Raw genomic sequence first — 19593 nt, 5'->3', positions numbered from 1 at the left:
GCGCTAATTTTACCATGATACGCCTAGTGTGAACCACGCAACTGTTGCTGTAGGATCAGTAATCGTTCGACCTCCTCCAGCCTGCGCTGCGTCGTGCGACTCACCTCCTGCGGGCTGCGCTCAAACAGACTTTGCGCCCCCAGAATATGTTCCGCCAGACAATGGGCATAAATCGTACCTGGCAGACACCAGCGTTGCACAACATCACCGTCAATCAATTCGAGCACATCCCCGGCACCCCGCCGGTCGTAATTGATGATGCGCCCATCACGCAGATAAAGGCGCAGACCTTTTTGTCCACCAGCCGGCCCCGCGTATTTATTCAGCCAGATATCCAGCGGTACACCGCTAATCAGTCCTTGCAGATGCGCCTCTCCTTCAGCCGTGTTCAGGTCCCCCTGGATGATGTTATGTCCCAGACGGTCTTTAGCGCTCTTCACCTGCAAGGTCATGCTGTCATTACCGCCCAGGTAACGCACCGTTTCACGCAGCATAGCCAGTACATGTGTGCCAATATCCAGAATCACACCATCCGGGTGGCGAAGCTCACGCGTGTCCGGCTCACCGGTGGCAAAGTTGAGCGCGATAGGCTCTCCTGAAGCGTTATATCCGCTCGGTTCCTGCAAAAAACCGTCAATTTTAACAACGTCTGAAAAGTGAGAAACCAGTGCCTGCTGCGGGTTATCGCCCTGCCACTGCTCACCGAGTTTTCCCAATGCCAGCTGCATTGCGCCATTGCGCGCCATCCAGTGGTCTAGTGCCAGCACGCGGTCGGCAGCGTCGGGTTGTTCCAGCAACGTTTTCAGTTTTTCAATTTGGGAAAGCGTGGCGACAATCGGTTTTTCGACCACGATACGTGCGATGGGAGCGGCCAGCGCCTGCTCAAGCACATCGAGATGATGCAGTGATGCGGTGGTGATAAATAGGGTATCAAGCGGTGTTGCAAGAAGTTCAGCGAGCGATGCACAGCATGTCACATCAGCAGGCTGTTTTACGGTTTGCACGTCAAATCCCACACAGCACAGGGAATCACCGTAAAGGTTACGTAATGCAGGCATGTATGCCGTTTCAACAACTGCGCCAAGCCCAACAAACCCTAACAGCATGTTCTCACCTCGTAAATTGAATGGCCGGGACATCACGTCTGCCCCGGCACAATCGAGGTGTTATCAGGCGCTGGTTACCGGTTTAGTTTGCGTATTCTCCAGCATGCGACGAATCGGCACAATGAGGACGATCAGTACCGCGGCGCAGATCAGCAACGCAATCGAGCAGCGAGCGAAGAGATCCGGCAGCATATCCAGTTGGTCGGCCTTCACATGACCACCAATCAGACCTGCGGCCAGGTTACCCAGCGCACTGGCGCAGAACCACAGGCCCATCATCTGCCCGCGCATTCTTTCCGGGGCCAGCAGCGTCATGGTCGCCAGACCGATCGGGCTCAGGCACAGTTCACCAAGCGTCAGCATCAGGATGCTGCCCACCAGCCAGAATGGAGAAACGCCAGCACCGCCGTTACTGAGAACGTTTTGCGCAGCCAGCATCATCAGACCAAAGCCTGCAGCGGCACAGAGAATACCGATAACGAACTTGGTGATGCTGCTCGGGCGAATGTTCATGCTCGCCAGCTTCGGCCACGCCCAGCTGAATACCGGTGCCAGCAAAATGATAAACAGCGCGTTTATCGACTGGAACCACACTGCCGGGATTTCAAAATCACCGATCATACGGTTAGTGTAGTCGTTAGCGAACAGGTTGAACGAGGTTGGTTTCTGCTCAAACGCGGACCAGAAGAACGCGGCGGAAACCAGCAGGATAAAGCAGACCAGCAGTCTGGCGCGCTCTTTGCGGTTCAGACCGGCAAAGACAAACAGGTAGATAAAATAGAGCGCGACGGAAGCGGCAATCACGTACACCAGCATACTGGCAACCGCGACCGGATTAATCACAATCACGCCCTGCGCAATCAGCGTAACGATAACGGCTACGCCGACAGCCAGCGCCAGCAGCCACGCGCCCACACCGTTACGTTTCACTACCGGGCTGTTCCAGGTAGAGTCCAGACCTACTTCGCTGTCATAACGTTTCATCGATGGAACGGCAAACACGCGGAAGATGATCAACGCTACCAGCATCCCGATACCACCGATGCCAAAGCCCCAGTGCCAACCGTGAGATTTAATCAGCCAGCCGGAGATCAACGGCGCGATAAACGACCCCATATTGATACCCATGTAGAACAGCGAGAAACCGCCGTCGCGACGCGCATCGCCCTTTTTATACAGCGTGCCAACCATCACTGAGATACAGGTCTTAAACAGACCGGACCCAAGCACGATAAACATCAGGCCGATAAAGAACAGGTTGTTCCCCATAATGGCCGAGAGCGCAATCGACAGGTGACCGAGCGCAATCAAAATGGAACCGTACCACACCGCTTTCTGTTGGCCGAGCCAGTTATCTGCCAGCCAACCACCCGGCAGTGCGGCAAGGTACATCGTACCGGCAAAGATCCCCACAATGGCCGAGGCGTTTTCACGCGCCAGTCCCATGCCGCCGTCATAAACAGTAGCAGCCATAAACAGGATCAGTAACGGGCGAATGCCGTAAAACGAAAAACGCTCCCACATCTCTGTGAAGAACAGCGAGCCGAGCGGATAAGGATGACCGAAGAAAGTTCGGCTTTCTTTTTGATTAACAGAGGATTGCATAATTCTCCCGAAAGTTATGTCGTCGTGCGTGTAAACACCGCGATGTACGCCAGCCAGTTACGTATCTGACCGATTTTTTACATGCGGCGAAAAGTTATTTAACCATTTGATAACCTAAGGCTAGTTTTGTCTAGTACCAGCCCCTGGACTTTAAGATGAAAACTCGACAAATGTCTACTTTCTTAGATTTAAACTTGGCAAAAAACGAATAGTGATTGACATCGCACGGGCTGAGGTTGGCGTTGGAATAACGAAAAAAAACCCGCGACAAGCGCGGGTTTTCATCTGCATCAGCAACGATTACTTGCTTTTTTTGATGTGCTTAATCAAACGCTTACGTTTACGCATCTGAGTCGGAGTCAGCGTATTGCGTTTGTTTGCAAACGGGTTTTCCCCTTCTTTGAACTGAATACGGATCGGCGTCCCCATTACGTTCAGAGATTTGCGGAAATAGTTCATCAGATAGCGCTTGTATGAATCCGGCAGGTCTTTGACCTGGTTGCCGTGAATCACCACGATTGGCGGGTTATAACCACCGGCATGGGCATATTTCAGCTTCACACGACGACCACGCACCAGCGGTGGCTGATGATCTTCTACTGCCATGGTCATGATGCGCGTCAGCATTGCGGTACTCACGCGACGTGTGGAGCTATCGTATGCTTCACGGACCGATTCAAACAGATTGCCCACGCCGCTACCGTGCAGCGCCGAGATAAAGTGTACGCGCGCAAAATCAATAAAGCCCAGACGGAAGTCCAGCGTCTCTTTGACCTGCTCTTTTACTTCCTGCGTCAGGCCATCCCACTTGTTCACAACGATAACAAGTGAGCGCCCACTATTGAGGATAAAGCCCAGCAGCGACAGGTCCTGATCGGAAATCCCTTCACGCGCATCAATCACCAGCATCACCACGTTGGCATCTTCAATTGCCTGCAGCGTTTTGATTACTGAGAATTTTTCTACCGCTTCGGTAATTTTGCCGCGCTTACGCACGCCCGCGGTATCGATGAGCACATATTCGCGCTCATCGCGCTGCATCGGAATATAAATACTGTCACGCGTGGTTCCCGGCATGTCGTAAACCACTACGCGGTCTTCGCCGAGAATACGGTTAGTAAGTGTGGACTTACCTACGTTCGGACGACCAACAATCGCCAGTTTGATCGGCAGGTCCTGCGGGTTGAAATCGTCCTCAGGCTCTTCTTCGCCGTTTTCTTTGGCTTCCAGCTGCGCCCAGTATTCTGCGTCTTCATCCACTTCTTCCTGAGGAGCAACGTCATCCATCCACGGCAGCAGAACATGCTCCAGCAGGCTGAGGACGCCACGACCATGGGACGCCGCGATCGGATAAATTTCACCCAGACCCAGCGAGTAGAAATCAACAACCGCCTGATCAGGATCGAGTCCGTCAGTTTTGTTAGCGACCAGGAACGTCGGTTTCTGGCGCGAACGCAGATGTTTCGCAATAGCTTCATCCGCAGGCATCAGGCCTGCACGCGCGTCCACCATGAACAGCACAACGTCTGCTTCTTCGATAGCCAGCAGCGACTGTTCTGCCATACGGGTTTCAACACCGTCTTCGGTGCCATCAATACCGCCGGTATCAATACAGATAAACTCACGGCCTTCAATTTCCGCACGACCGTACTTACGGTCACGAGTCAGACCCGGGAAATCCGCAACCAGCGCATCTCGGGTGCGAGTTAGACGGTTAAATAACGTGGATTTGCCAACGTTAGGGCGCCCGACAAGCGCGACCACAGGTACCATGTTTAAAGCCTCATTTAAAAAATCATCAGACAACGGGCACATTTTTGCCCCGTTGTTAAAAACAGTAAAACGGCCCCTGCACCAGGAGCCGTTTTTCAAAGCGAGCGGCCGCGACGATTAACGCGTAATAGAGTACAGCGTACCGTCTTTCGCCTGGATCAGCAGTTTACCATCAGCAGAGACCGGCTCGGTCAGGAAACCGGAGCTGTCGACTTTCTGCTGGGCAACAAAACGACCATCGTCAACGTTAATCCAGTGCAGGTAGCCTTCACTATCACCGACGACCAGATTGCCATTATACAATACCGGGGACGTCAGCAGACGGTGCAGCAGATCGCTTTGCGTCCACAGCGTCACGCCGCCATCGGTGGTCAGCGCCAGCACACGGTCGTTCTGGTCAACCAGGTAGATACGGTTACCATCGACGATGAAATCATTCACCGAGCCTAGTTCGCGTTTCCACATAATCTGACCGCTGCGCAGATCCAGCGCCGTCAGGTTACCATTATAAGCCAGCGCGTAAACAACGCCATTGACGATAACCGGCGTGGTATCAACGTCGCTCAGACGATCGATTTCCGTTGGGCCTGTCGCCTGAGAGATACGCTGCTGCCAAATCATCTGGCCTTGCTGCATCAGCACGGCGCTCACGCGACCGTTATCACCGCCGACAATAGCTGCGCCAAAGGCGGTTGCCGGAGCGGATTCACCACGCAGAGACAGAGAAGGCATGTCGAGGTTAACGGTCCATTTGATGACGCCGTCAGCTTCGTTTAATGCCTGCAACTGACCGTTGCTGGTGTGGATCAATACTACGCCATCGCTCACAACAGGACGAGACAGCGCTTCACCGGCGACTTTCGTCTGCCATGCGGTGGTACCATCGCTGGTATTCAACGCATAAACCTGTGCTTTTTCGCTGCCAATGTAAACATGTCCGCCGGACACGGTTACACCGCCAGAAAGCTGTGCAGATGCACGGGAGAACCAGCCGTCTTTCTCACCCAGATTAACAGACCAGACTTCTTTGCCGTCGTCCGCATTCAACGCCTTAACGACACCGGCGCGATCGGCTGCATAGACAACGTTATCCGCCAGCGCAGGATGAAGATTGGAATAGAAATCACCAATACCGTTACCTACGGAGGTGCTCCAGTCCGTAGACGGAGTAAACTGGTTCTCAACCACCGGTAATGGGGACATCTTAACGACATCTTCTTCGCCACTAAACAGTGAACAGCCGCTCAATAGGGTAACGGAAAGCAGCCCTGGCAGAAGTAATTTACGCAATTGCATCGGGTCCCTCTCAGATGGACAAATTATTGATTTTCATCTGCATCATTTCGCTCAGAGCAGGAGAGGCATCGCTTTTCACACCCGCTTCCCATGCGCTACGCGCACCTTGTTTGTCGCCTTTGCTCAGCAACGCTTCACCACGCAGATCGGCAACAATGGCCGTCCACCCTTCACCTTTAATGGTGTCGAGTGTTTTCAGCGCGGTATCAGCCTGTTTAAGCTGAACCTGAACACGCGCCAGACGCAGGTTAATCACCGCTTTGAGATTTTCATCGCTGGTTGCAGCCAGGCCCTGTTGCAGCTGAGTTGCGGCTTTCTCAAGTTCATTTTGGTCAACAAACTGCTGCGCAAGTTCCAGTGAAGCCAGCGCGCCATAGGTATTTTTATTCTCTGCAGCAAATTTCTCTGCAGCAGGAATGCTGTCCGGTTTACCCGCGCTAACCGCAGACACCGTATTTTGATACGCCAGAGAAGCAGAGCGTGCGGACTCCGTCTGATGGCTGGTCCAGTAACGCCAACCAACCAGCGCGCCAACCCCTAAAATGATCCCAACAGCCAGCGCTTTGCCGTTTTCAGCAAAGAAGCGTTTTACCGCATCAACCTGGTCGTGTTCGTTCTCGTAAATTTCCACGCTGTCCTTCTCCTTAGCCCAGTAGAGTGTGCAAATGCGCGGCAACGCTATCCTGCGCTACTGCCGTTTGCTCACCAGAGCGCAAATCCTTCACTACAACAGTACCGTCAGCCACTTCGGACTCGCCCAGTACCAGTGCAACGCGGGCGCCCCACTTATCGGCGCGGGCAAATTGTTTCTTAAAGTTGCCGCCGCCGTGGTTTGTCATCAGTTTCACCCCAGGAACGTCATCGCGCAGACGTTCTGCAAGCGTCATTGCCGCCGACTGCGTGTCCGCCCCTGAAGCAACCAGGTATATATCGACAACAGGATCTGCGTTAAATTCCGGATTAACTGCCTGAACTAACAAAACAAGTCGTTCCAGACCCATGGCAAAGCCCACGGCAGGCGTTGCACGACCGCCAAGTTGCTCTACCAGACCGTCGTAACGACCACCGGCACACACGGTACCCTGAGAGCCCAGGCTGCTGGTGACCCACTCAAATACGGTGCGGTTGTAGTAATCAAGACCACGAACCAGACGCTGATTGACGGTATAGGCTATGCCTGCGGACTCCAGCAGTTTGCACAAGCCCGCGAAGTGCTCGCGAGAGTCGTCATCAAGATAGTCGCCCAGCGCAGGCGCGTCGTTGAGCAGCGCCTGTACTTCCGGGTTTTTGGAGTCGAGAACGCGCAGCGGGTTGGTGTACATACGACGCTTGCAGTCTTCGTCCAGTTTCTCTTTGTGCAGTTCCAGGTAGGCGACCAGCGCATCACGGTAGTTAGCGCGGGCTTCAAGTGAACCGATTGAGTTCAGCTCAAGGCTGACATGCTGAGAAATACCCAGCGCGCGCCACCAGCGAGCGGTCAGCATAATCAGTTCCGCATCGATATCCGGGCCTTGCAGGCCAAACACTTCGACACCCAGCTGATGGAATTGACGATAGCGTCCTTTCTGCGGACGTTCGTGGCGGAACATCGGCCCGATATACCACAGACGCTGTTCCTGATTGTACAGGAGACCATGTTCGATGCCGGCGCGTACGCAGCCCGCAGTCCCTTCAGGACGCAACGTCAGGCTGTCGCCATTACGGTCCTCAAAGGTATACATCTCTTTTTCAACCACGTCGGTGACTTCACCGATCGCGCGTTTGAATAACGGGGTCTGCTCTACAATCGGCAAGCGGATTTCACTGTAACCGTAGCTACCGAGCACGTTTTTGAGAGTGCCTTCAATGCGCTGCCAGATGGCGGTTTCGCCAGGCAGATAATCGTTCATGCCGCGAATGGCTTGAATGTTTTTTGCCACGTTTATTCTCTTTATGAATATAAAAATGAACCCTCAGCGCTAACCCGAACAATGCGGGCGCCATGCGGGTTCAATCATACACGGGAAGCACGCCGCTTCCCATCACGTTGTTATTTTTCAAGCTGCTGCACGTCGATACGACGCGCTTCGTCCAGAATACTCGCTTTAGCGCGGATGCGGGCTTCAAGCTGCGTAATCATGTCGTCGTTATCGAGTCTGTCCTTACGCACGCCGTCTTCATACAGGCCGCTTTTCTTGTTACCGCCCGTCACGCCCAGCGTAGAAACCAGCGCTTCACCAGGACCGTTTACCACGCAGCCGATGATCGAAACGTCCATTGGCGTAATGATATCTTCCAGGCGTTGCTCCAGCGCGTTAACCGTACCAATAACGTCAAACTCCTGACGCGAACAGGTTGGGCAAGCGATGAAGTTGATCCCGCGCGCGCGAATGCGCAGCGATTTCAGGATATCGAAACCAACTTTGATCTCTTCCACCGGATCGGCCGCCAGAGAAACACGCAGCGTATCGCCGATCCCTTCAGATAACAGCAGGCCAAGGCCGATCGCCGACTTCACCGAACCACTACGCAGGCCACCGGCTTCGGTGATCCCCAGATGCAGCGGTTGATCGATCTGTTTCGCCAGCAGGCGATAGGATTCTACGGCGAGGAACACATCAGACGCTTTAACACTGACTTTGAATTGATCGAAGTTCAGACGTTCGAGGTGATCCACGTGGCGCATAGCGGATTCCAGCAGCGCCTGCGGCGTCGGTTCACCGTATTTTTCCTGCAGATCTTTTTCCAGCGATCCGGCGTTGACGCCGATTCGGATAGGAATATTTTTATCACGAGCGCAATCCACCACCATGCGAATACGCTCTTCACTGCCAATATTACCTGGGTTAATACGCAGGCAATCAACACCGTATTCCGCCACCTTCAGCGCGATACGATAGTCGAAGTGAATATCGGCAACCAGCGGGACGTTAACCTGCTGTTTGATAAGCTTGAACGCTTCTGCGGCATCCATTGTCGGTACAGAGACACGAACAATGTCTGCGCCTACGCGTTCCAGCGCTTTAATCTGATTAACCGTCGCTTCCACATCCGTGGTGCGTGTATTGGTCATAGACTGTACGGCGATGGGCGCACCATCGCCGATCGGCACGTTCCCAACGTAAATGCGTGTCGATTTTCTACGTTGAATTGGAGCCTGGTTATGCATTAAAAAATCTCCCGCATTGCCGTCTGTTACTGAGCCGGTGATTGTTCGGCATTAACGGTCAGACGCGCAACCTGGTTAGTTCTGATAAAACGACTCAGATCGACAGGTTTACCCTGGAACTGAATCTGCACTGCCGCCGGGGCGCCAATTTTCAGTTTGTACGGCGCTTGACCGGTCAGATTTAGATTGCCGTCTTTACGCTGCATCCCGCTGAACAGTTTTTTACCGGTTGCATCGGTTACTTCCAGCCAGCAATCGGCGGTAAAGTTCATCACCAGCGCGTTAGGATCGGCTGCAGGTGTAGTCACACCAGCCTGATCGGTCGGCAGAGGAGCCGCAGTAGCTGGCGCTGTTGGCGCTGTAGCTGCGGTATCGACGTTAGCCTGAGAAGGGGCAACAACGGCGTTCTGCTGCGCATCAGCGGCGGGTGCCGGGGTCGCCGCAACGTCTGACGTTGGCGCCGCGTCCGCTACCGCACTATCGTCAGGAGCCGGAGGGGTATCCTGCCCCGCTGCGGCGCTGGTATCTAACGGTACGTTCTGCGCACCCTCTTTACCGGCATTCAGCTCAGCAGAGGATTGATCGGCCATGGTGGTGATCTCTTCCTGCTGTGCTTTATGGTTCTGCCACCACCAGGCGCCTGTCAGTCCGACAACGACAAACAGCACAAGCCAGGTAAAGGTCATTAACCAGCCGTCACGTTTCTTACGACGCTTACCAAGCGAGAAGCTCTGCATCGGTGCGACTTTAGCTGGTCGAATCGGAGCCTGTTTTTCCAGCCCTGGCAACAGTTCTTCTTCAGGAATATGCACCAGACGCGCATAAGAACGGATATACCCGCGCAGGAATGTTGAAGCAAGATCGGCTGGCGCCTTGTCTTCTTCAATATCGCGTACCGTGGAAACCTTCAGGCAAAGTCGCTCCGCGACTGCCTGCTGGCTGAATCCGAGTTGTTCACGGGCATTGCGCAGACGAACGCCGGTGGATAGTGTTTCATTTTTGTCGTGCGTGGCTTCAGTATTCATTCGCTACAGCTGCGTAAATTTGGGTTCTGATGCCGGCGAGCCACAATGCTCACCCACACCGCGAAACATCTGGTCAGTTAACCTTCGTCAGACAGTATAAAACGGTCAGACTATCAATGACAAAACGGCGTAAACCTGAGGGCTAAACACTTGTTACGCCGTTACATACTGCCTTAAAGTCGACAAAAACGCACCGTTATTATTGACCTGACGACGACAACAAAAAACCTCATATGGCTTACGTTGCACTACGGTACAGGAATTATACCGTAGTGCGCCAACATCAAACGGTCTTAATGTCGATAGCGTCGCCCTGCATACGCTTACGCAGAGTACGCTTGGTACGGTCAATAACGTCGCCCGCCAGCTGACCACAGGCTGCATCGATGTCATCGCCACGTGTTTTACGCACAATGGTGGTGAAACCATAGCTCATCAACACTTTGGAGAAACGATCGATACGGCTGTTAGAACTACGGCCATACGGCGCGCCCGGGAACGGATTCCACGGGATCAGGTTGATCTTACACGGCGTATCTTTCAGCAGTTCTGCCAGCTGATGCGCGTGTTCAGTGCCATCATTGATGTGATCTAACATCACATACTCAATGGTTACACGACCCTGGTTAGCGTTGGATTTCTCCAGATAACGACGAACCGCGCCAAGGAATGTTTCGATATTGTACTTCTTGTTGATCGGTACAATTTCGTCACGAATTTCATCGTTCGGTGCATGCAGAGAAATCGCCAGCGCGACGTCAATCATATCACCCAGTTTATCCAGCGCAGGAACAACGCCTGAGGTGGAGAGCGTGACGCGACGCTTGGACAGCCCAAAACCGAAGTCATCGAGCATGATTTCCATCGCCGGAACCACGTTGGTCAGGTTGAGCAGCGGCTCGCCCATCCCCATCATCACCACGTTGGTAATAGGACGCACGCCCGTAGCCTTAACCGCACCGACGATCTTCGCCGCGCGCCAGACCTGACCAATGATCTCCGATACCCGCAGGTTACGGTTAAAGCCCTGTTGCGCCGTAGAGCAGAATTTACACTCTAATGCACAACCGACCTGTGAAGAAACACACAGGGTTGCACGATCGTCTTCCGGGATATACACGGTTTCGACACGCTGATCGCCAACCGCGATGGCCCATTTGATCGTACCGTCAGAAGAACGCTGCTCTTCCACCACTTCCGGGGCGCGAATTTCAGCCACTTCTTTCAGCTTGTTACGCAGCACCTTATTGATGTCAGTCATGTCATCAAAGTTGTCGCTGCAATAGTGGTACATCCACTTCATGACCTGATCGGCACGAAACGGTTTTTCGCCCATCTCTTTGAAGAATTCGCGCATTTGCTGACGGTTCAGATCCAGCAGGTTAATTTTTCCATTTTTATTTGGAACCGCAGGAATGACGACTTCAGAGGTGTTAACTAATTCAGACATAATTTTTTCCGGCCTCGTTGTTACACGTTGTGGCCCGTGGAGGGTTAAAAAGAAACGCCCCGGCAAGCGATCTGCTCTTCCGGGGCGTTGCATTGTACAAAGTCTGGCGCAGGGATGCCACGTTTGCACGAAGCATTAGCGAAAATAATATGTAAATCGCTAATTCATCTCCAAAGGATTTCGCGTCGCAGGAAGGCGGCAAGTTCGAGCATCCCCGGAAGCATAGAAAACTATGTGACCGGGGTAAACGAACGCTGCCAACGCATCTGCGACGTGAAAGACGCAGGAGATTAGCGAGTGCGCGGGCAAACCTCACCTTCACCAAAGAAATAGGCGATTTCGCGCGCCGCTGACTCAACGGAGTCGGAACCGTGAGTACCGTTCTCGGTGAAGCTGTCAGCATAGTCTGCACGCAGAGTACCAGCCAGCGCATTCGCCGGATTGGTTGCGCCCAACAGATCGCGATGACGCTGTACGGCATTTTCGCTTTCCAGAACAGAAACAACGATCGGACCGGAGGTCATGAATTCAACCAGACCGTCAAAGAACGGTTTGCCATCGTGCTCAGCATAGAAGCCACGCGCCTGCTCAACGGTCAGGTGCAGCATTTTAGTGCCGACAATTTTGAACCCTGCTGCTTCAAAGCGCGCAAAGATGCTCCCAATAACGTTTTTTGCCACCGCGTTTGGTTTAATGATGGAAAAAGTACGTTCAATAGCCATGATAACCTCTGTAATGTGTTCTGTTGTTGTCTATATAGATGTACGACCTGGCGCGGATTATAAAGAGCATCCCGGCAATTGACTATTGATGAAGGTAACATTTCTTTAAAATAAGATGAATTTTAGCAACAAACAGCCACCAACTGGTCTACTGCATCGAAAATCTCACCGTCGCGACCTGACCAGCGTCATCCATCACCAGCAGTTGATATTCCCCTTGAGTCGCCAGCCGTAGCGTAAGACGACGTCCGCGTTCATCCAGCCTTTCACCGTTAAGAAACCACCAGCGTTCATCGCTCCCACCGCTGGTTTGCACCGGCAATGAGGCTTGAGCAGAACCGGGTAAACGCTTCACAATCGCGCCATCACGAATGCCTGTCAACTGCAACGGCTGCGAAGCGTCTTGTCCCAGCGGCGGACACGTGGCAGAAACTGGCGGTAATCTCGCCCCACGGCGTTCTGATTCCGGTAGCCATGGCTCCAACGGCAACGGCCAGACGATTAACGTTTGTTGGTGCGCCTGCGGGCAATCCGCCGCCACACGTTTGCCTTCATCATCCAGCCAGACAGGAAAACGAATGCCATTAACGCCTTCCTGCTCGGGCAATAATAACGTTGGCGGCTGACTGCCATCCAGTAACCAGGTTGCCAGACGGCGACGGCAGTTGCTGTCTCCGGGGGCAAGGGATTGCCCGCCCGGCCAGCACACCACACCGCGACTTACGGATTCAGGGCGTGGATCTTCCGGCTGATTTGTCCCGCGAGAGAGCAAAAGATTGTTGACCTGATTGACTAGCGGCACGGCGCTGGCAAATCCAAACTGACCCACCACCGGCGTTCCGTCTGGTCTGCCAGTCCAGATACCGATCACATAACGGGCGTTAACACCAATCGCCCAGGCATCGCGATAGCCATAGCTGGTGCCCGTTTTCCACGCCAGAGGGACCACTCTGCTCAGCGCGTTATCCGGCAGCGGTTGCGCTTCGTCGGCCATAATGCGGCGAATAATCCACGCCGCGCCCGCCGACATCAACGGACGTTCAAGCAGTGGGTCACCCGGCTGCAGACGCAGTTTTCCCGCTTTTCCCTGGCGGGCAAAGGCGCTGTACGCTGCGGCCATATCTTCCAGCCTTGCCCCCGCGCCACCTAAAATCAGCGACAGATTCGGCGCAGCCCCTGCGGGCAGATACAGCGGTAAGCCGACGTTACGTAACGATGCGGCAAAACGCTTCGGGCCATAGGCTTCGAGTACCTGCACGGCGGGTAAATTCAACGACCTTACCAGCGCTTCGCTCATGCTCACCGGGCCATGAAAACCGCTGTCAAAATTTCCCGGTCGATAGTCCCCGGTTCGCCGCGGGACATCCTGCAACAACGAAGCGGGATGAATGAGTCCGTCATCCAGCGCCAGGCCATAAACAAACGGCTTCAGCACCGAGCCGGGCGAACGGATCGCATTCACCATATCCACATGACCAAAGCGAGAGTCGTCATTCATATCTACCGATCCCACCCAACCACGCACGCTCATATCGGTGTGATCGACCACAATCATTGCCAGCGAACTGCGAGCAGGTAAGCGCCCTTTCCAGTTTTGCGCCAGCTCTTCCAGTTGGCGCTGCAATCCGGCATCAAGGGTAGTTACGATTTTATCGCTCCGGCTTTTCCCCAGCATCATGCGCGAGAATAATGGCGCTAACTGCGGCATTTGCCGGGGTGCCAGCCAGATCGGCTCTTCACGCGACTCCTGTACCTGTCTGGCAGGCCAAATACCCTGAGTCGCCATACGTTCGAGCACTTTATTACGCGCCGCTTCAGCACGGTCCGGCCAGCGATCCGGACGCAGGCGACTCGGTGCCTGTGGCAACACAGCCAGCAATGCGGCATCGGAGTAACTCAATTGCGCGGGTGATTTACCAAGATAGGCCCAGCTTGCCGCCCCCACGCCCTGCAGCGTACCGCCAAACGGCGCACGGTTGAGATACAGTGTCAGGATGTCACGTTTGGAGAGATGCCATTCCAGCTGCAATGCGCGCCAGAGCTGGCGAAACTTGCCGCCGAAGGTTCGCGGATGGGGATCGAGTAATCGTGCGACCTGCATGGTGAGCGTACTGCCGCCCGAAACCACACGCCCAGAGGAGAGGTCCTGCCATGCTGCGCGCAGTACTGAAAACGGATTGACGCCGGGATGCTTCCAGAACCAGCGGTCTTCGTAGTTAATTAGCGCCTCAAGGTAGCGGGGCGACACTTCATCAATCGTTACCGGATACCGCCAGATACCATCCGCATCGGCAAAGCGCCAGAGTGGCGTACCATCATGGGCCACCACGACCCGTGCCGGATCGACTTCGTGCAACGGCAGCGGCCAGATTTTATCTGCCGCCCATACTGCCGCCACAATCAATAGCGCAACGGCTGCCAGCCAGAGCCAGCAGCCACGTTTACCCAACCCACGCATCATTTACGGTCTGACAATCAAAAGTCCCTCTGTCGCACCGGTCGCGCGCCACTGCGGAACATACATTGATTCCACCTGTGGGACGGGAACCTGGTAGGTTCCCGGCGTTACCGCTCGCGCCAGATACACCAGCGTAACCGGTTGTCCTTCGTTGACCGCCACCGCGGCGACAAAGCGATCGTCACGGAACTCAACGTGCTGTATATCTGCCTGCTGCATCTGATTAAGCAGATTCGCCACTTCGCTGCCGCTATCCTGCAGGCTGGCGCTACCGTTGGCCAGATTCTGGTTTTCCAGCTCCAGTCCTGCTGGCAGTAAGTCAACCACCAGCGCATCCGGCACGTTCTGGCTGGCTTTCACCTCCAGCCAGACCAGCACCAGCTCGCCGCTACGCAAAGAATCCAGCGATTTGCTGTTCCCGTCGAGCCCCAGAATTTGACGCTCAATATTCAGAACGTTGCTGGCAGGCGTCGGTGAGGTTTGCGGATAACCGCTCACATCCAGACGCAACCACAGCGGTAGATTACCGGTATTGGTGACGCTCAGCGTAGACAGTGTGTCGGCATCCAAATTGCGGGTTAGCGATTTATCCCCTGCCAATGGTTGCTCCGAGAGTGACGTTTGCGCCTGCCACGTACCAGGCAAATCCTGTAACGTACGCGCGGCAAGGAACAACGCATTATTTTCCTGAGTCGAGAGCCAGCGCTGTCCAAAGGCCTGTTCTGACAACGTGTTCAGCAGCGTATTCTGCACGTCAGGTTTGAGCTTGTTCTCTTCGAGCAAAGCCAGCATCAACGCGTTATCCCGTAACGCACTGCCGTAATCCGCCATCCACTGTTGCGTATCGCGGCGCGGCGTATTCAGCGCCAGCGTCAACGCCTGTTCACTGCGGTTGGCATCACCCATATTTTTCAGCGCGATCCCCAGTTGTAACAGCGGTAAACCAGAAGCCGCCTGAGCACGGCGATCCCAGATCTCACGCAATGCGCCAAGCGGGGCTTTTTGCTGACGCGCCAGTACCAACGCGGCGTAGGCTTGCACGGCAAACCGGCTTGCTGATGCGTCGTCGGTATAGCGAATCGACAACATTCCTGGATCCTGCAAATAGCGCAGCAGCCGCTCGTTGCCCCGGTTAATCGCCTCTGTCGGGACGCTGTAGCCCTGTTCATTCGCCCGAACGAGGAAATCCATGACATACGCGGTCAGCCAGTACTCTTCCGACCCGTTTTTATCCCACAGCGCGAAACCGCCGTTATCACGCTGCATCTGCACTAAACGAGAAATCCCAATATCGACTGCCGCACGGCGTTTTTCATCGCTGTCGCCCACAATACCTAACGCCTTCAATTGCGCAGCGTTGGTGTATAAGGATGGGAACAACCCGCTCGCCGTTTGCTCCAGGCAGCCGTAAGGGTAAGCCTTCAGTTCGCGGATATAACGCGCCAGATTTAGCGGCGGCTTACCGCTGAACAGCAATTGCCCCTGCATCGTTGCAGGGGAGAAATTGGTCAGTTCTTCGCCCGGAAGCTGCCAGGTTTCGCCTGGCTGCAGTGCGACACCGTTATTAACGGTTTGCGCCGGGAACGCCGGACGCACGCCAATCTTCCACTGTTTATGCTGAACAGGCAGCGTTTCACCCGGTAAAGTCAGACCGCTAATTTCTGCCTGAATTTCGCCATCACCAAAGCCCTCCCGCGCACGCACCGGAATAAACAGCGTAGTTCGTACGCCTGGCGCCAGATTTACCGGTGCGGGATCTTGCCCCATCAGCTCCAGTAAACCGCTGGCCACGAGCTTAATATTCAGCGTTTGCGGTTTGTCAGTCAGATTGGTCACATCCAGCGTCAGGCGCGAGGTATCGCCCCCCGCCAGGAAGCGCGGCATGTTCAGTTCAGCAATCACCGGTGCCGCAACAATCACTTTGCTTTCGCTGCTGCCAAAGTCATCCGCAGTCCAGGCCTGCGCCATTACCCGCAGTTCACCATTGAAATCACCAATTGGTAACGTCACCGTACCTTCGCCCTGCTCGTTGAGCGTGACCGGCAACGCCTGTTGCGCCACGATATTGACGTGATTGACCGGTGGCTTACCGCCGCGTTTTAATTCATCGCCATCACCACCAAAGCGCAGCGCTGCCAGACGCCCCTGCCCTTCGATTACCTGGCCGTAAATATCATAAATATCCGCGCCATAGCGTTTTTGCCCGAAAAACGCCTGCCACGGGTCCGGCGTGGCGTAATCGGTAATGTTCAACACCCCGCTATCAACGGCAGAGACCAGCACGTTAACCTGTTTTGGTACGTCGCCATTTTTGACGCTGGCTTTAATCTTGACGGTCAACGGCTGGTTTGGACGTATTTTCGCCGGGTTTTCCAGCGCCAACGCCAGACGACGGTTTTCATCGCCTAACGGCAAATGCAGTAAGCCGACCGCCCGTTTTGGCGTTGCCGAACGGGACTTGTCGCCAGGGCGAATCACCAGCGCGCTGAGATACAAATCGTGGCGATTCCAGCTTTTATCGATCGGGATAGAGATATCGAGACCATCCGCCGGTACGTCTATTTCTTGCCACCACAGCGGGCCTTCGCTGGATTCCACCATCGCATAACCTTTGCCAGCAGCAGGAGCGGCAACGTGCAGGTTCATGGTATCGCCAGGACGATAGCTGGGTTTATCCAGTTTCAGCGTCACGCGATCGGGACGCGCGGCCCCGCTGCCGTCGCTGTTATCCTGCCAGCTATAACCGGCCCAGAAGCGTACGCTGCTCACTGCATCATTCGGGGCTTTTACTTCCAGACGATAAGCGCCCCACTCAACCGGGAAGCTAACTTTACCGGTCTCATCGGCCTTAAGATCCAGGGTCTGCTCACCCTCAACCAGATCCTTTTGATCGAACTGTGATTGCCAGCCCTCGCCTTCAGACCAGTTCCAGTAATAATCTCGTCGCTCGCGGATCAAACGTACCTGCAAACCGGACACCGCTTTTTTCTCGCCTTGCGCATCGGCATACACAATGTCGAAAACGGCGTTGCTGTTTTCATCAACGATAGGCTGATTCACGGTGGTATCAGTACGGTAGTCATAGACAGCTTTTGCCGCAAACTGCGGACGAATACCCGGCAGCGTGTCCGCAGGCCAGATGGCTTGTTCAGCCCGACGCGTTACCGGACGGCCACCAGACTCCAGCAGGCTGGCTTGCAGGATCACCTGTAACGGAGAATGCGTCTCCTGCCATTGGCTGTTGGTGGTCACTTCGCCGCGACCGTGTTCATCCAGCGTAAGCTGAACTTCATCGAGGCTGCGGGACAGATTTTCTTCGGCAATATTACCAAACTGGAACCCCGGCAATGCCTGCACCGCTTCGCGCAGCGGGCGCAGGAAAAGCTGCCCTTGCAGAGCATTGCCGTTAGCGGGTGCGCCGTACAGGTAGTAGCCCACTACCGAGAACTTCACTTCATCAGCCGGAGCTACCGGAATCTTATTGGCGGAGAGATTGAGCGCCATCCGCTCAGGCATAAAATCTTCGACGTGGAAATCCCACATCCGCGACTGGTTGTCGCCCGTATTAGCACGAATATGCCACATACCGGTTGGTGCGTTGGTGTCCAGCGGCCAACTAAAGCGGTACAGACCGTTCTCTGGCTGGCTAACCACCGAGCGTAACACTTGTCCGTCGGGCTTCACGACCTCCAGCTTCACCGGCTGGTCGGGCAACGTTTTTCCATCGCTGTCACGCAGTAACCCGTTGAGGATCACCGTTTCGCCAGGGCGGTAGAGGTCACGGGGACCAAACATAAAGAACTGTTTGCTGTATCCCGGTGCGCCAGCAATATCAAATTCAGCCAGATCCAACGCCGGGAGCTTCAGATCCAGCAGCGTGGTTTGCCCGTCTTTGCGGGCCAGCAATAAGGCCGCGTCTTTATCAGTCTCCAGTTTGACATGACCCTGCGCATCGCTGGTAGCCTGCGCCAGCGTCTGTCCTTTTTCGTTGAGTAACGTAACCTCAATACCCTGCTGCGCGGCGCCGTTTTCCAGACTCTGCGTAAAGACATCCAGTTGATTGTGGTAACGGTGAGCAGACACACCAATATCGCTGAGCGTGAACAGCGTAGCGGCATTACTGTAGTTGTATTGTCCAGCCTGATTCATCACCGCGATGTAAACACCTGCTTGCTGCAACGGTTTGATATCGCTCAGCGGCAGCAGCAGCTTCTCACGGGTGTTACGCGCAGGATTGAGGTCAAAGCGTCCGGTATACACCAGTTCCGCCATTTTCAGCAGATTGTCAGATTCCCAGTTCGTCAATGAATTGCGGTATTCCCACTGGCTGACAAATGCGCCGAGCGATTCAGGCTTCACGCGAAAGAAGTTCACATCCACGCTGTTAACGTTGAGGGCCATTACCGGCAGGCCTTCAATTACTTTTCCCGGCAGCAGCGAGCCACGACTGGCAAACCCTACGCTTGGCTGGACGTCGCGAGTGGTAATGTTTTTTTCATAATCAATAGCGAACGTTGCTTTATTCAGCGCCAGCAAATCACGCTCAATGGTCACCACCAGTTCCCGGTTAGGTTCGAGATGGCGTAAGCGTAGCTCTTTCAGATTTGGCGCCAGCTCCCAGGCACCGTCCACTTTGCCGCTTTTTTTGTCAACAACGTGTACGACACGGGAAAAATCTTGTTCTGGATCGAGGGGAATGGAGAAGGTCAACACGAGCGTTGCCGCACCGTCGAGCTGGACCTCTGAGGCATCCAGCAGCGTCAGCGACTTGCCCTGACTTTGCTGCATCAGCTTTTGTAATTGCGCTTTATCTTTTGCTGGCGCAGTCTGCGGCGCAGGCGCATCAGGTTTCGCAGCCGTCGGTGATTTTTCGTTATTATTATCGCACCCGACCAGTGCCAGCATTAGCATGCAGGCCGCTACGCGTAAATGTTTCATTTTTCATCCCTGGCCGTAGTGGCCCGTTAGCTACGTAGAACAACTATTATGCGTCAGATTTCCAGCTGTGGA

At 54.5% G+C, this 19593-nt stretch carries 12 protein-coding genes; all 12 read right to left on the bottom strand.

Features of this window, described 5'->3' with window-relative positions; genetic code table 11:
- Window positions 1–23: 23 nt before the first annotated feature.
- The gene (locus tag OGY83_RS12085; protein ID WP_286635951.1) at window positions 24–1106 is read right to left on the bottom strand and encodes a Gfo/Idh/MocA family oxidoreductase; all 1083 of its coding nucleotides are present in this window, start codon (window positions 1104–1106) and stop codon (window positions 24–26) included.
- Between the two features lie 63 nt (window positions 1107–1169).
- The gene (locus OGY83_RS12080) at window positions 1170–2711 is read right to left on the bottom strand and encodes a peptide MFS transporter (protein WP_267441987.1); all 1542 of its coding nucleotides are present in this window, start codon (window positions 2709–2711) and stop codon (window positions 1170–1172) included.
- A 300-nt stretch (window positions 2712–3011) separates the two neighbouring features.
- Complete coding sequence (gene der / locus OGY83_RS12075) at window positions 3012–4484, bottom strand: ribosome biogenesis GTPase Der (RefSeq protein WP_079939511.1); 1473 nt, start codon at window positions 4482–4484, stop codon at window positions 3012–3014.
- Between the two features lie 117 nt (window positions 4485–4601).
- Window positions 4602–5780, bottom strand: coding sequence for an outer membrane protein assembly factor BamB (bamB, locus tag OGY83_RS12070; RefSeq protein WP_286635950.1), 1179 nt, complete (start codon window positions 5778–5780; stop codon window positions 4602–4604).
- 10 nt (window positions 5781–5790) lie between these two features.
- A complete protein-coding gene (locus OGY83_RS12065) occupies window positions 5791–6411 on the bottom strand; it encodes a YfgM family protein (protein ID WP_079939510.1) in 621 nt (206 codons plus the stop codon).
- A 13-nt stretch (window positions 6412–6424) separates the two neighbouring features.
- A complete protein-coding gene (gene hisS / locus OGY83_RS12060) occupies window positions 6425–7699 on the bottom strand; it encodes a histidine--tRNA ligase (RefSeq protein ID WP_286635949.1) in 1275 nt (424 codons plus the stop codon).
- A 110-nt stretch (window positions 7700–7809) separates the two neighbouring features.
- Window positions 7810–8928 carry a flavodoxin-dependent (E)-4-hydroxy-3-methylbut-2-enyl-diphosphate synthase gene (gene ispG / locus OGY83_RS12055; RefSeq protein ID WP_286635948.1) on the bottom strand — a complete coding sequence of 373 codons (1119 nt, stop codon included), beginning with the start codon at window positions 8926–8928 and terminating at the stop codon, window positions 7810–7812.
- Window positions 8929–8954: 26 nt separating this feature from the next.
- A complete protein-coding gene (rodZ, locus tag OGY83_RS12050) occupies window positions 8955–9953 on the bottom strand; it encodes a cytoskeleton protein RodZ (RefSeq protein ID WP_123267717.1) in 999 nt (332 codons plus the stop codon).
- A 283-nt stretch (window positions 9954–10236) separates the two neighbouring features.
- Entirely contained in the window at window positions 10237–11403 is a 1167-nt protein-coding gene (gene rlmN / locus OGY83_RS12045) for a dual-specificity RNA methyltransferase RlmN (RefSeq protein ID WP_003037713.1), read from the bottom strand.
- A 290-nt stretch (window positions 11404–11693) separates the two neighbouring features.
- On the bottom strand, window positions 11694–12125 hold the full coding sequence (ndk, locus tag OGY83_RS12040; RefSeq protein ID WP_003037710.1) for a nucleoside-diphosphate kinase: 432 nt from the start codon (window positions 12123–12125) through the stop codon (window positions 11694–11696).
- 148 nt (window positions 12126–12273) lie between these two features.
- Window positions 12274–14586 carry a peptidoglycan glycosyltransferase PbpC gene (gene pbpC / locus OGY83_RS12035; protein ID WP_286635947.1) on the bottom strand — a complete coding sequence of 771 codons (2313 nt, stop codon included), beginning with the start codon at window positions 14584–14586 and terminating at the stop codon, window positions 12274–12276.
- Entirely contained in the window at window positions 14587–19521 is a 4935-nt protein-coding gene (locus OGY83_RS12030) for an alpha-2-macroglobulin family protein (RefSeq protein ID WP_286635946.1), read from the bottom strand.
- Window positions 19522–19593: the final 72 nt, after the last annotated feature.

The sequence above is a fragment of the Citrobacter sp. Cpo090 genome, from assembly GCF_030332665.1.
GTDB lineage: Bacteria > Pseudomonadota > Gammaproteobacteria > Enterobacterales > Enterobacteriaceae > Citrobacter > Citrobacter portucalensis.
The sequence above is the reverse complement of the archived record's forward strand: the minus strand, read 5'-3'. Positions and strand labels throughout refer to the sequence as shown.

Bases quoted from the DNA above. Each gene is read 5' to 3' on its own strand.
- OGY83_RS12085 (WP_286635951.1), bottom strand. From the start codon at position 1,106: ATGCTGTTAGGGTTTGTTGGGCTTGGCGCAGTTGTTGAAACGGCATAC.
- OGY83_RS12080 (WP_267441987.1), bottom strand. From the start codon at position 2,711: ATGCAATCCTCTGTTAATCAAAAAGAAAGCCGAACTTTCTTCGGTCAT.
- der (WP_079939511.1), bottom strand. From the start codon at position 4,484: ATGGTACCTGTGGTCGCGCTTGTCGGGCGCCCTAACGTTGGCAAATCC.
- bamB (WP_286635950.1), bottom strand. From the start codon at position 5,780: ATGCAATTGCGTAAATTACTTCTGCCAGGGCTGCTTTCCGTTACCCTA.
- ispG (WP_286635948.1), bottom strand. From the start codon at position 8,928: ATGCATAACCAGGCTCCAATTCAACGTAGAAAATCGACACGCATTTAC.
- rodZ (WP_123267717.1), bottom strand. From the start codon at position 9,953: ATGAATACTGAAGCCACGCACGACAAAAATGAAACACTATCCACCGGC.
- rlmN (WP_003037713.1), bottom strand. From the start codon at position 11,403: ATGTCTGAATTAGTTAACACCTCTGAAGTCGTCATTCCTGCGGTTCCA.
- ndk (WP_003037710.1), bottom strand. From the start codon at position 12,125: ATGGCTATTGAACGTACTTTTTCCATCATTAAACCAAACGCGGTGGCA.
- pbpC (WP_286635947.1), bottom strand. From the start codon at position 14,586: ATGATGCGTGGGTTGGGTAAACGTGGCTGCTGGCTCTGGCTGGCAGCC.
- OGY83_RS12030 (WP_286635946.1), bottom strand. From the start codon at position 19,521: ATGAAACATTTACGCGTAGCGGCCTGCATGCTAATGCTGGCACTGGTC.